At 39.7% G+C, this 16,483-nt stretch carries 1 protein-coding gene; it reads left to right on the forward strand.

Annotated elements, in window-relative coordinates:
* Nucleotides 1-118: 118 nt before the first annotated feature.
* Nucleotides 119-16,348, forward strand: coding sequence for an Ig-like domain repeat protein (locus Q0W26_RS00315; protein WP_298521338.1), 16,230 nt, complete (start codon nucleotides 119-121; stop codon nucleotides 16,346-16,348).
* The last annotated feature ends 135 nt before the right edge of the window (nucleotides 16,349-16,483 follow it).

Raw genomic sequence — 16,483 nt, forward strand, 5'->3', positions numbered from 1 at the left:
CTCAGTTATATCGTCAGTTTGAATTTATCGTGAAAGTTGGATAGACAGTTCGAGGTAAATAAAATTGATGAAAAAGCAAATATTTCTCAGTATTTGTTTGTTCATAGTGTTTTTTTCCATGCTTTCAGTTGTATCCGCTAGTGATTTGGCGGGCAATGATACGATATCAGCTGCAAACGACGGTTTAAACACTATTTCTGTAACAAATGATCAAGGAGAAATTCTAGGAAACCCTGCCGGTAACTTTAAAAATTTGGATAAACTGATAAATGACACCGCTAATGATGGTACTGCAAGTTTTGAAGGCGACTATGCCTATTCCAGTGGTGATGAGGGTTTATCCCAAGGTATTTTAATTGACAAAAACATTACAGTAGATGGTAATGGATTCACAGTCAATGCTTCCAATGCCGCATCTATTTTTGAAATTGGTGCCCATAGCAGCGTAGTTTTGCAGAACATTAATTTTGTCAATGCAAACGGAAACACTTATGGGGCAATTAAGGTGGACTCCACATCCACAGTCGAAATCATAAATTGTAATTTCATCAATAACAATGCAACAAGCGGTGCTGCAATATACCTTCTTGATTCAAGTTCTGCATCTTCAACCTTGAAAATTACAGGTTCAAATTTCATCAACAACACTGCCAGTTTTGGTGGTGCAATCTATCTCAATGAAAGTGCATCCCACTCATCAACAATAGAAAATTCAAAGTTCATAAACTGTACATCTACAGTAAGCGGTGGGGCATGCTACATCAGTGCCGACAGGGTAACCTTCAAAAAGGCAACCTTTGAAAACAACACTGCCTATCAGAACGGTGGTGCACTCTACTGGGAAGGCCACATTGGCGTAATCAACGACTCAATTTTCAGATTCAACCGTGCAAAAGGATATTTGAATTCATCTGCGACAGTTGACTATACAAATCCCAACACAGGAATCGATGAGGTCCACTATGACATTCTTGGTGGTGACGGTGGAGCTATTGAATGGAAAGGTTCCGAAGCTACAATAGAAAATACAACCTTCTATAAAAACACTGCATCATATAGGGGTGGATCAATATTCTTCACAAATCTCGGTGATGAAAACTGTGAAAACATAACAATCAAATCAAGCAACTTCACAGAAAACTATGCTGGTTTGAACGGTGGTGCCCTTGACTGGTCTAAAGGAGCTAATAACGCAACTATCCTCAAATCCGATTTCATCAAAAACACCGCAGGCAGGTCAGCCGGTGCAATATATGTAAGCGGAAACAATCTGGACATTGAGGATACTGTATTCAACTACAATAAAGTCACCGGAGAAAACAAATACGACAACCGTACAAACGTATCAAACTATACCTCAATAGGCGGTAACGGTGGTGCAATCTGCTGGATGGGATCATTCGGTACTGTAGATAATGTAACATTTTTAAACAACACCGCTACCCAGCGTGGTGGAGCTATCCAATTCGAAAGAAACCAGAACGGTACAGTCAAAAATTCAAAATTTGAAAACAACTCAGCATACAGTGACGGTGGTGCAATAGACTGGTACCATGGTGCAGTCAACGGTCAGCTCATAAACACAACTTTCAAAAACAACAATATACTTGGTGACGGTCGTGGTGCAGGAGTATACATTGAAGGTCATGACACTACCATTAGGGATTCAAGATTCTACAGGCACGACATCACATGTGATGGTGTAGTCTACATTCAGGGTAACAAGTCAACTATCAAAAACACTACATTTGAAGACATTACCACTACTAAAAATGGTGGTGCAATATATGTTTTAGGTGATGATGCAAACATATCTACTTGTAGCTTTGATACATGTAAGGCATATAGTGGTGGTGCAATATATATTGCAGGTAATAATGCTATAATCAATTATACCAATATGATTAATAACTATTGTACTGAAGATGGTGGTGCATTGTATGTTAATGGTACTGGTGTTAAACTATATAATACTCGATTAATAAACAATACTGCAGGTGATGATGGTGGTGCTGTTAACTGGAGAGGTAATGATGGTACTATCTATAATATTACATGTATCAATAATAAGGGTATAAGTATTAATAAGCCTAATGGTGAGACTTCTAGTAGCCGTGGTGGTACAATAGCTATAACCGGTTCTAATATAACTCTTTCTGAATCTTCATTCAAGTCTTCTTCAGTTTGGATGGAAAGTAGTAAAAAACCAACTAAGGTAGATGGTGGTGCATTATTCATCACTGGAAATAATGTAAATATTACAGGTACTACTTTTGATGATTGTAATGCTACTAATGGTGGCGGTGCAATATATATTATTGGTAATGTAACTGATGTTGTCGGTTGTACTTTCAGTAATACTCATGCAGTTAATGGTGGTACAATATATGTTGTCGGTTTGGATGCTGATATTCAACATTCTGATTTTGAAAAAACATCTGCAACTGAAAAAGGTGGGTCTATTTTCATCGAAGGGGATAGGGTAACTATACTAAATTCAACAATTTCTACTTCAAATGCAGAAAACGGTGGTGCAGTCTATGTGGCAGGTGATGATGCAGAAATTAATGAAAGTAGTTTTGACAACTGTATTGCTACAAAAATGGGAGGCATAATGTTTATTGTTGGTGAAGGAACCACAATCGCTTCATCTGTTTTATCCAATTCCTCATCATCCGAGTCTGGCGGAGCTATTTATGTCAATGGTAATAATGCAGCAATAGTGGGTTCTGATTTTGAAAATATAAAATCCAATAAGGCTAATGGTGGTGCAATCTATGTTGCAGGGTCATTTACTGATATCGATCACTCCTCATTTTTCAATTGCACTACTTCCCAAAATGGTGGGGCAATCTACATTGAGGACGTAGGTACTACAATTTCGTATTCTAATTTCACTAAATGTTCTGCAAATACTGCGGGGGCCATTTCAATCAATGGTGAAAACACTACTATTGAACATTCTGTTTTGGATCATAATACTGCAAAAACTTCTGCAGGCGCAATCCATGTTTTAGGAAAGAATGTACTTTTAATATACAATAATTTCACATATAATTCAGCCAGTATTGAAGGAGGCGCTTTGAATATTGGTGGTCAAAACGCATCCGTATATTACTCCTGGTTTGACAACAATGGTGGAGTTCAAAACGGTGGTGCAATCAACTGGCTTGGTGGTCATGGGGACGATTCAATCGTAGGATCCCGTTTCACAAATAACAAATGTATTGGTGGTAGTAGAGGGGGAGGTGCAATTTACTGGGCTGCAAGTACTGGAACCATTACTTCAGGAGGTTTAATCAAGGATACTGTATTCATCAATAACTCTGCAACTGCCAAGCACGGTGGTGCCATTAATTGGTACCATGCAGTGGACAGTAAATTTGACAATTGTACTTTCATTAACAACACTGCATCTTCTGATGGTGGAGCCATTTATTCAGGACACCAGAACGGTGGAGGTAAGAATTTAACAATTACCAATTCAAGATTCTATAACAATCATGCTAATAAACACGGTGGAGCTATTGCAAATCAAATGTCCTCTTCTGTAATCTATAATTGTACTTTTGATAACAATTATGCTAATCATGGTGGAGGAACCATAGTGATGAAAGAGGATTCTGGAGATAACTCAATCATTGATAATTGCCGTTTTTACAATTCCGATGTTCTTCTCGGAGCTAGTACTTGGGATGATGGTTGTGGTGGAGCGATTTCCATAGGTAAAACTGATACAAACATTACAATTTCCAATAGTGTTTTTATAAACACCACAACTCATGAAAGATATGGAGGAGCAGTTTCCATTAGAGGTGCCGATTCATCCATGATTAATGTTACAATCATCAATTCATCAGCACTCAATGATAATGGAGGTGCCATATACTGGTTCGGTCAACGAGGTACTTTGGACAATGTAAACATTACCAATTCTTCAGTAAAATCCAAAAATAATGCCAGAGACATAAGTGGAGGCGCCATTTATTGGGTGGGTTCAGATGGAAGCATAAATGACCTGACAATCATCAATTCATCTTCAATTAATAATTTCACTACAGGCGGCAATAAGCAGGTTTCCGGAGGAGCAATTTCTATCGCTGCTGAAAATACTATTCTGACCAATGTTGAAATCATCAATTCTTCAGTTTATTCCTCAAAAGGATATGGCAGGGGAGGTTCTATTTTTTGGAGTACTGCAAATGCCAGATTGGAAAACATATCCATAACCAATTCCTCCACATTCGGATATCAGGGTGGTGCAATCCATATTGGTGGAGGAGGGGCTTCTGCTAACAATATCAATATTACAAATTCATCTTTAATTGCTACTGCAAATTTTGATGTGGCTGGGGGCGCTATTTATTGGTATAGTGATAATTCTAATTTAAATAATGTTTCCATTAGTAATTCCACTGTTGAATATCATTTCCCAAGCGGTTCCAAATCCGTTTATGGTGGTGCTATTTATATTACTGGTTCTAATGTCAAATTAACAAATGCGGACATTGATAATTCTTCACTCATCGCCGATAATGGTGCGGGATTTGGTGGAGCTATTTATCGTGTTACCAGTACTTCCAATGATAATTTAATTAATGTGTCTATCAATAATTCCTATGTATATGGTACTGCAGGCGGAGCAATCTCCTGGCATGCTGGAAATGCCAATGTTGAGAATATCAGTATCATAAATTCCTCTGTTAAAGCAGCAATAAATAAAAATGCAGAGGGAGGGGCGATTTATTGGACTGCAGCGAATTCTAATTTGACAAATATATACATTTCCAATTCTTCCGCCAATTATAATTATGCCAGCGGTTCTAATGGTGTTCATGGTGGAGCCATCTTCGTGAATAATGTAAACAATAAGTTAGTTAATGTGAACATTGACAACTCATCAGCTATCGCAGATAATGGAATAGGTAATGGGGGCGCAATTTATTGGTCTGGAAGCAACGGTAAATTATATAATGCGTCCATAAACAACTCTTATTTGTATGCTAATTCAGGAGGAGCCATTTACTGGTCAGGATCATCAGGTTCCCTCAATGATGTGAGCATCATAAATTCATCTCTTGAATCAACAGAAAATAAGGATGCTTTAGGAGGAGCTATTTATTTAAGTGGCCAATATTGCCAATTGAATGACCTTTCAGTTTGCAATTCCTCTGTAAACTATAGCTATGCAAACGGAGATAAAAGAGCTGATGGGGGAGCTGTTTACATTTCCAATTCTAATGCATGGCTAACTAATGTAACTATAGACAATTCATCTGCCTTCGCTGATAACGGCAATGCCCATGGAGGTTCCATCTACTGGGGCGGTAATTATGGCAATCTCCTTAATGCATCAATTTCAAATACTCTTGCAAACGGTCAGGGAGGTGCAATTTACTGGTCTGGAGGAAACTCACCTGTCATTAGAAATATCACAATTATCAATTCCTCTACACAAGTGAAAGACAGCATTTATACTGCTAATGGTGGAGCGATTTATTCAAACAATGTACCTGATTTAAGGGATATCCTCATTATCAATTCTTCAGCTACTGACAATAAAGAGGTTAAAGGTGGTGCAATTTACTGGACTGGTACTAATTTATACAATGTCACTGTAATCAATTCCACAGCCAAAGGAAGTGGTGATTCTTCTTATGGAGGTGCAGTTTATTGGGGATCTCAAAATAATAGGTACATATATAACTCCACATTCATCAATGCAACTGCAGGCTACGGGGGAGCGGTTTACAAGGAAAATGGTGTTTTATTAGTTTATAATACTAAATTCATTAACAATACTGCTACCGTTGATGGTGGGGCAGTTTATGCCAAAGGAGCGGTCGCAAGCTTCTACAATTCCACATTTAAAAATAACAGTGCAAAAGAACATGGTGGGGCAATTTATTATTATAATCATCCAAACTCCAGAAGCACAATCAAAGACACCTATATAATCAACAATACAGCTTTCCAGGGTTCAGGAATATATGCAACTATTTTAAGATGCAATCTGGAAAACGTGGTTCTTTTAGATAACCAGGCACATTCAAACAAGTTCATCAATCAGAAAATCGGCGAAGAAGGAACCGGAAAGTACATCAGTGCAGTATTCGTCGGTTATGACAACTTATTAAATGGAATCTGGGATGACAATCCTGTTGTTAAAAACAAATATTATGCTTTTACAAATGTAACCTACTGGGGTGTCAACGGCAGAACCGTAACAGGAAGAGAGGAATCTCCAAACAGAAACGACAATGAAACAAGAATAAACATTACCATTGACATCTATGACAATAACGGTAAGTTCATAAAAAGTGAGGTTGTCGAAACAGATTCAAACGGAATGTTCAGATATGATTTCAATGCTGCAGATGAATCTATCGCCTCATTCAGGTTCTACCACCTTGAAGACAGATACTACACCAATTTATCAGACACACTGTCCAACAGGTCAATCGTTAAAATATTCGTGGACAACATATTTGACGGTGAAAATGCAACCGTTAATCTCAATTTAACCGACGGTGCATGGAAAAGGATGTCCGGAGATGTCACTGTCACATTCAACGACACCAGACATACCACTATCGTCATCAAGGTCATAAACGGTACAGGATATTGCGATAACGTGTCCGGTCTTGAAGCCGGAACATACAATGCAACAGCCAACTTCCCAGGCGATGCAACTCACTCAGGTGATACAGACTGGTGCATATTCAGAGTACGTCCTATAGTCGATCTTGTAATCTCCAAAACTTTGGACACTCAAAAGGAACTCCTCAACGTTTCAGATACAGTAAAATACACAATAACAGTTAAAAATACCGGTTTAAGCAAATCCAATGACGTTAATGTGACTGAAAAGCTAAGCGAACATTTAAGCCTAACCAAAGCAACTCCAACCAGAGGAGAATATAATGAAAAAGGAGGATACTGGTATATCGGCACTTTAAGAGGCGGTGAAACAGTAACATTGACAATCGAGGCCAAAGTAATCAGTGCAGGATTAATTTCAAATAAGGTCAATGTGTCCGGATCAGAGGATGAGACAAACTACACAAACAACAACGCTTCAGCTAAAAACATAACTGCACTTCCTATCGTTGACGTCAAGGTCACCAAAAAGGTAAACATAACAACATCTTCCGTTAATGTGACCGACAAAATCAAATTCACAATAACAGTTCACAACAACGGTCCTTGCGATGCAAGCGATGTATATGTAAACGAGACTTTAAGCTCTCATCTTAAATTCGAATCCGCTACTGTCACTCCGGGATACGGCAGCTACAACAGGGATACTGGAATCTGGTACATTGGCAATCTGGCCAACCAGTCAACTGCAGAACTCATCATAATTGCCAAAGTTATCTCAAACGGCACAATAGCAAATGCAGTCAATGTCACATCCCATGAAAACGACACAAATCTCACAAACAACAAGGATAAGATTAAAAACATCACTGCATTAAACATAGTTGACCTTACAATCAACAAAAATGTAAATGCAGGCAGCTATGTCAATGTCACAGACACAATAACATATACAATTACAGTGCACAACAACGGTCCTAGTGATGCAACTGGGGTATATGTAAATGAATCTTTAAGCTCACATTTAACATTAATATCATCTCAAGTAACTCCAGGCTACGGCCAGTATGATGCAGGCAAAGGAATCTGGCATATTGGAGACATGAAAAACGGCTCAAAAGCTGTTCTTACAATTGTTGCCAAAGTCAAATCCAACGGCACAATCGTCAATGCTGTCAGCGTCAATTCAACAGAAAATGACACCAACAAATCCAACAATAGGGACAGCGTAACAATCACAGCTCTTCCTATCGTTGACTTAAGCATCGTCAAAGTGTCCAACGTCACAGGCAAGGCCAACGTGACAGATAAGATTAAATTTACAATAACCGTTCACAACAACGGTCCTAGCGATGCGACCCACGTCAATGTCAGTGAAGTCCTAAGCAAACATCTTGAACTTGACACCTACACAATAACTCCAGGATACGGCACTTACAACAAGACTACTGGAGTATGGAGCATCGGCACCATGCAGAACCAGTCAACTGCCGTTTTAACAATCTTTGCAAAAGTCAAATCCAACGGTACAATTGCAAATGCGGTCACTATTGCAAGCTATGAAAACGACACTAACAAATCAAACAACAACTACACAATCAAAAACATTACTGCACTTCCAATCGTTGATCTTCTGGTCACTAAAAAGGTCAATGTCACTACTAAAACCTTAAATCTTACAGACAAGCTAACATTCACAGTAACAGTTACAAACAAAGGTCCTTGCAATGCCACCAATGTAAATGTAAGCGATGTATTGGACTCCTCTCTCAAATTGCTTGATTACACTGCAACCAAAGGGGATTATGACGGCAAGGTATGGAGCGGAATAGGCACACTGAATGTAGGCGTAACCGAAACATTGACCATTTATGCACAAGTCGAGTTTTCAGGTGAAATAGACAACGAAGCTATCGCATACAGCTATGAAAACGACACAAATCTCACAAACAACAGGGCTAACGTTTCCACAATTTTAGTAACAACCGAAGTCGATTTGGCAGTTAGCAAAATGGTCGATAACAAAGGTCCTGTAAACGTATCCGACCAGCTCACATTCACTATTGTCGTTCGCAACATAAGTCCAAACCCGGCAAGTGGAGTATATGTAATAGAAAAACTGGATTCACATCTCAAGCTGATTTCTGCTGATGGGGACTATAATGTAACCAGCGGCATTTGGTATATCGGCAACCTGCCTGGTAGAACTAGTGCATACTTGACAATCGTTGCTGAGGTAATCACACCTGGAAACATCTCTAATGCAGTTCACGTAACAGGTTTCGACAACGATACCAATCTGAACAACAACAACGCAAGCATAGATAACATCACAGCTCTTCCAATCGTTGATATGATTGTCAAAAAGACTGTTGACGTTGAAGGAGGATACGTTAATGTCACAGACATCATCGTCTACACAATAACAGTCACAAACGCAGGTCCATGCAATGCAACAAACGTCAATGTATCAGAACCGTTAAGCTCCAAGCTTAAAATATTGTCCAACACAACCAATGCGGGATATTATGATGCTGATAAAAAAGTATGGTATATCGGAAACATGACCAATCACACAACCGTTAATCTGACAATCAGGGCTCAAGTCATCTCAATCGGAACAATTGACAACGTTGTTATTGTAAATTCAACAGAAAACGACACAAACAAATCCAACAACAGGGATAAGGTAACTATCATCTCCCTGCCAATTGTTGATTTAAACATTACCAAAAAGTCCAACCTGACCGGTAATGTCAATGTAACCAACAGAATTGAATTTACAATAACAGTGAAAAATAACGGTCCGTGGGATGCCTCAAACGTCAATGTAAGCGAAGTGTTAAGCTCAAATCTCAAGCTTATAAGCAACAATACCAATGCGGGTTACTATAACAAGACCGCAGGAATCTGGCATATAGGCAATCTGGCCAACCAGTCCTCAGCAAAACTAACCCTTGTCGTTGAGGTCACAGATGAAGGAATAATCGACAATTTCGTAAACGTCACTTCAACAGAAAACGACACAAATCTCACAAACAATCACGATGAAGTCATCCTTCAAGCATTCTACATTGTAGATGTGAGAGTAGCCAAAACCGATAATGCAAGCTCCCGTGACGTTGAGGTTACAGAAAAAATCAAATTCACAATAACTGTCACAAATGCAGGTCCGTGCAATGCCACAGGCGTATATGTGGACGAAGGCATCGACTCTGCACTTACAATACTTTCAAACACTACTACCAAAGGTAACTACACTAATGGCAGATGGTATGTAGGCAATTTAAGTGTCGGCGAAACCCAAACCCTTGAAATCTTTACAAGAGTCGACTACTCAGGTATCATAAATAACGTGGTTGTTGCACACAGCAATGAAAACGACACAAACCTCACAAACAACCGGGCAAACATCACAGCCCTCAACTCAACAGCACATGTCGATCTGGCAATATCTAAGATGGTTAACGTATCCGGCAGCATAAATGTCACAGATCAAATCTTGTTTACAATAACCGTGAAAAACAACGGTCCGTGCAACGCTTCAGGAGTATATGTAATTGAAAAACTGGATTCCCACTTGCGTGAGGTATCACATAGTGCAACCAACGGTACATACAACGGCACTGTCTGGAACATTGGATATCTCAACAGCGATGAATCTGCAGTATTGACAATCATTGCAGAAGCAATCTCAAAAGGCATAGTGTCCAACGTGGTTGTTGTCGGAGGTTTCGATGATGATAAAAATCAATCCAACAACAACGCTTCAATCAAAAACATTACTGTCCTTCCTATAGTTGACCTGGAAATCACAAAGACAGTCAACACAGGCGATAAGGTAAACGTTACAGACGCAATAACATACACAATAACAGTCAAAAATAACGGTCCTTGCGAAGCTACCAACGTCAATGTGTCCGAAGTGATAAGCTCACTTCTGAATGTCACAGGCATTTCTACATCTTGCGGCAAATATAATGAAAGTGAAGACATATGGCACATAGGCACCATGGCCAACCAGTCCTCAGCTGTTTTATACATTTATGCGACTGTTCTTAAAAACGGAACCATTGAAAACGTCGTTACTGTCAGCTCATATGAAAACGATACCAATCCTGACAACAACAGGGCGAACATAACCATTGAAGCGTTCCCAATCGTTGATGTAAGCATTACAAAAACCGTAAACGTATCAGGTGATGTGGAAGTTACAGATATAATCAAGTTCACAGTTACAGTCCACAATGACGGTCCGTGCAATGCCACAAACGTATATGTCAAAGAGGCGCTTGACCCTGCATTAAGAATAATAGACATTAATATAACCAAAGGGGTCTACAAGGACAACTACACATGGGTAATCGGCAACATGAGCGTCGGAGAGACACAAACCCTTGAGCTTATTACAAGAGTTGCATATTCCGGATACATTGTAAATGACGTAATCGTTTACTGCAATGAAAACGACACTGACATGTCAAACAACTATGACGGAATCGGTACAATCACCTCATCCGCTAATGTCGATTTAACAATCAATAAGACAGTAAATACAACAGGTCCTGTCAATGTAACAGATTTCATTGAATTTACAATAACAGTTCACAATAACGGTCCGTGCAATGCATCCGGTGTATATGTCGGAGAAGCTTTGGATTCCCTTATGGAAATCGAGTCAGTCAAAAGAATAGACAAAGGTACCTATGATGGCTTCACTTGGGTCATCGGATATCTGGACTTCAACGAAACAGTCACACTCACTATAGTTGCCAAAGTCATCGCAGCTGGAAACATTACAAATGTGGCTACAGTATCTGGTTTCGACAACGATACCAACACATCCAACAACAACGCAAGCATAGACAACGTCACAGCACTTCCTATCGTTGATTTGCAGGTCACCAAGATTGCTGAACTTGAAGGCGATGCGGTAAACGTCAATGACATTATCCAGTACACAGTATCAGTCAGAAACAACGGTCCTTGCGATGCAACCGATGTGCGCATTACTGAAGTGCTAAGCCCTCATCTTGAAATGATTACATATCTCACCTGGATGGGATACTATGATGTAAACGAAGGCGTATGGCATATTGGAGACTTGCCTAGCGGCTATTACGTGGATTTAATCATTCAGGCACAGGTGATTTCAAACGGCACAATCTCAAATGTGGCAATTGCCCATTCAAATGAGAATGACACAAACAAATCAAACAACAGGGCCGATGCCAAAAACATTACAGCACGTCCGGTTGTCGATTTGGAGATATTCAAGGAAGTAAACGTCACTGAAGGATACGTCAACATTACAGATCAAATCAGATACACTGTAACTGTCAGCAATTACGGTCCTTCCAATGCTACAAAAGTCAGCGTATCTGAAAAGTTAAGTTCTGGCCTCAGGTTCATCAACTACACTGCAGACCGTGGAGACTATGATGAGATTGCAGGAATCTGGTATATCGGCAATCTGAACCGTGGCTCAACAGCTGTTTTAACAATCGACGCTAAAGTCATCGGAGACGGCATTATTGAAAATAATGTAGTGGTATATTCATATGAAAACGATACAAATCCATACAACAACCATGCTGAAGTCGCATTCGAATCAATCGCCCTTGTTGATTTAAGCGTCAGCAAAACTTCAAACGTTTCAGGCAATGTCAATGTAACCGACATAATCGAATTTACAATAACCGCTCACAATGACGGTCCGTCCAATGCTACCGGAGTGTATGTGGAGGAAATCCTAAGCTCAAGCCTCAAACTGATTAAATACAATGCAACCATAGGCGACTATGACGGATTCACATGGAACATCGGAAGACTCAACGCCAACACAACAGCAACCCTGACAATCGTTGCGGAAATAATTGCAGAGGGAATCATCGACAATGAGGCATTCATCACAGGTATGGAATTCGATACAAACGAATCCAACAATTATGACAACATTTCAAGCCTAAATGCAACAGCATATGTTGACCTGTCAATTACAAAGACAACCAATGCGACTGAGATAGTTTCAGTGACTGACTTAATCGAATTCACTGTCAAGGTTTCAAATGCAGGTCCTTGCAATGCCACAAACGTCCTTGTAAGTGAAGGCCTTGACTACCATCTTGAGTTAGTGTCATACAATGCGACTGTGGGTACATATGACGGCTACACTTGGGTAATCGGAACCCTCAACAGAGGCGCAAACGCTACACTCACAATCGTCGCAAGAGTCATCTCAACAGGTAACATTTCCAACACAGTAACTGTAACAAGCAGCGAAAAGGATACAAATGAATCAAACAGCCATGCAAACATTACTAACCTTACTGCATATGCGTTCGTTGATGTGTCAATCACAAAAGAAACCAATGCAACTCCAATCGTTTCAGTGACTGATATAATTGAATTCACTGTCAAAGTTTCAAATGCTGGTCCTTGCAATGCTACAAACGTCCTTGTAAGTGAAGGTCTTGATTATCACCTCTCACTTGTATCATACAATGCCACTGTCGGCACATATGACGGCTACACATGGGTGATAGGCAACCTTGAAAGCGGAGCAAACGCTACACTCACAATCGTTGCTGAGGTCATCTCAACCGGAATCATCTCCAATGAAGTGACAGTAACATACTCAGAAAACGATACAAACACATCAAACGATCATGCAAACATTACTAACCTTACTGCATATGCATTTGTTGACGTTTCAATCACAAAAGAAACCAACGCTACACCAATAGTCAGTGTCAATGACATTATCGAGTTTACAATTAAAGTTTCAAATGCAGGTCCTTGCAATGCTACAAACGTTCTTGTCAGCGAAGGTTTAAGCTACTATCTGTCAATGATTTCATACAATGCGACTGTAGGCACATATGACGGTTACACTTGGGTGATAGGCAATCTCAACAGGAATTCAACCGCCACATTAACAATCGTTGCAAAAGTGATATCTGAAGGAAACATCACAAATGAGGTAACTGTAACCTGCAGCGAAAACGATACAAATACATCAAACGATCATGCTAACATTACAAACATTACTGCACTTAAAATCACTGATTTGCAAATCACTAAATCCTCCAACGTATCAGGCTATGTTGACATGTATGACATTATTGAATTCACAATAACTGTCCACAACATCGGTCCATGTGATGCGACCGGAGTAAATGTCAGTGAAGTTTTAGACTCACACCTTAAACTGAAATCATATGATGCAACTCTCGGTGATTATGATGGAAGAGTCTGGACAATAGGTGATATGGAAAGCAACACTTATGCTTATCTGACAATAATCGCTGAAGTAATTGCATATGGTGACATTTCCAATGCCGTCAACGTCACAGGAAACGAATACGACAACGATACATCAGGCAATCATGCTAATGTTACCAACATCACCGCTTTGCCAAGTGTTGATTTGAAAGTCACAAAAACATCTAATGTATCTGGTGTCATCAACGTAACCGACCGCATAAGATTCACTGTGACCGTTACAAACAACGGTCCTTGCGATGCTACAGACGTAAATGTCAGTGAGGTTCTCAATTCAAATCTCAAACTCATAAACTACATTGCAACTGTTGGAAGTTATGACGGTAAAATGTGGAACATAGGTATACTAAACGATAAATCTAGTGCAACTTTGACAATTTTTGCTGAAGTCATATCTGCAGGCATAATCACAAATGATGTAAACGTAACAAGCAACGAATACGATACCAACAAATCAAACAACAACGCTTCAATCGACAACATTACTTCAGTATCCATAACTGACCTTAAAATCACAAAAATTGCAAATGCGACCCTTGTCAATGTATCCGACCTCGTAGAATTCACAATTGAAGTCGTCAATAACGGTCCTTGTGATGCTGCAGGTGTTAATGTCAGTGAAGTCCTTGAATCAAACCTAAAATTAATCGATTATAAAGCCAGTGCAGGAAGCTATGACGGCAAAGTCTGGAACATTGGAAAAATGGTCAACCAATCAAAAGCAACATTGAAAATCATTGCCCAAGTGATTGGAGACGGCACAGTTTCCAATTCAGCAAACGTAACCTATGACGGAATCGATACAAACAAATCCAACAACAGGGCTTCAAGCGACAACATTACCTCATTGCCTGTAGTTGACGTTAAAGTCATCAAGACAGCAAACGTCACCGAAGCCAAATTCAATGAGATTATTTCCTACACAATTGTCGTTGAAAATGATGGGCCAAGCGATGCAACAGAGGTAATTGTCACAGAACACCTGTCAAATAGTGTAGGCTTCGTTAAATATGGTGCAAGTCAAGGAAGCTATGACGTTGCCGCAAACATTTGGTATGTAGGCAGGCTTGCAAACGGCACATCTGCAACACTGACACTGACAGTCCAAATCACAAGAATCGGTGTTGTTGAAAATTCAGTCGATGCAGCTTCAAAAGAAAACGACACAAACCTTACAAACAACAGGTACGTTTCAGAAGATGTTGTTGTCGAAAACTACTACACTTCACTTGACCTCAACACCTATGACATTACATATGGTGAAGATGAAATACTCACAGTCAAACTGCCTACAAAAGCCACAGGTGCAGTAAACATAACAGTCGGCAACAGAACATATGATAATGTTCCAATCAGAAACGGAATGGTTGAACTTCAGGTAAGCGATCTTGGCGCTGGAAGCTATGATGTCCATGTGGCATATGGTGGAGACGGCAAATTCCTGCCAAATTCAACAGACGGCAAATTCGGTGTTGCCCGTGCAACCCCAATTATCACAATCGAGGTTGAAGACATCTGGGTATGGGAAATTGAAGTCCTAAACGTAACAGTTAATGCTCCTGGATCTGTATTCGTAACAGTAAACGGAATAACCGTTGAAATTCCACTTGAAAACGGTACAGTAACAACAGATGTATTGGCCGCAGCCGCCAATGGAGCATACAAAGGAAACGCAACATGGAAAATAATCAACCTGCCTGTCGGAACATATCCTGCATACGCACGCTATCCTGGAAATGAAAACTTCACAAGTGCAGAGACCTCTGACGTATTCCATGTAAGAGACCTGATTCAAACAAACGTTGCAGTCAATGTCGATGACATCTATGTAGGCGAGGATGCAGTTGTCCATGTTATTGTCGGACCTAGAGGAGTATCCGGAAACGTAACAGTCAATGTCGATGGCAAAAACTACACAGTTCCTCTTGAGGACGGTGAAGCTACAGTGACAATTTCCGGCCTCATTGCAGGAGATCAAAACGTCACAGTATGGTATAACGGCAATATGTACTATCTTCCAAGCGAAAACGCAACATCATTCAATGTCCTTAAGATGACTCCTCCGATTGATGTGGATGCATTTGACGTCACTTATGGAAAAGATGGAGTAATCATAGTGACAGTTCCGGATGATGCAACCGGCTATATTACTATTGAAATCGAAGGCAAACGTTTCACCTCAAAAATCAAGGACGGTCAGGCAGTATTTGTGATACCTGGCCTTAAAGAAGGAAAACATAACATTAAGGTGTTCTACTCAGGTGATGACAAGTATCTTCCAACAAATACCACAGGCACAATCAAAGTCACTCCTAAAGGTGACCATAAAAATGAAAGTGAACATGGTCAGTTCTTCAAAGTTGAAGTGCCGAATACAATGTATGCAACAGGCAATCCTATAGGCATGTTAGTTGTTGTTATCATGTCATTATGTTGCATTTATGCAAGAAGATTCAGAAGATGATTTCATCTTCAATAATTCTTAAATCCATTCATTTTAGATTCATATTTTTTTCAATTTTTCTAATTTTTTTTTAGGTATAATATTTCTTTCATTGAACATTGTTTATATTTTTAGGATTCTGTTTTCCATTCATCG

Origin of the sequence: uncultured Methanobrevibacter sp., from assembly GCF_947169325.1 — an archaeon.
In the GTDB taxonomy this organism is placed as follows: domain Archaea; phylum Methanobacteriota; class Methanobacteria; order Methanobacteriales; family Methanobacteriaceae; genus Methanocatella.

Excerpts from the sequence above, each read along its gene's own strand:
- Q0W26_RS00315 (WP_298521338.1), top strand. The coding sequence starts at position 119 with ATGCTTTCAGTTGTATCCGCTAGTGATTTGGCGGGCAATGATACGATA.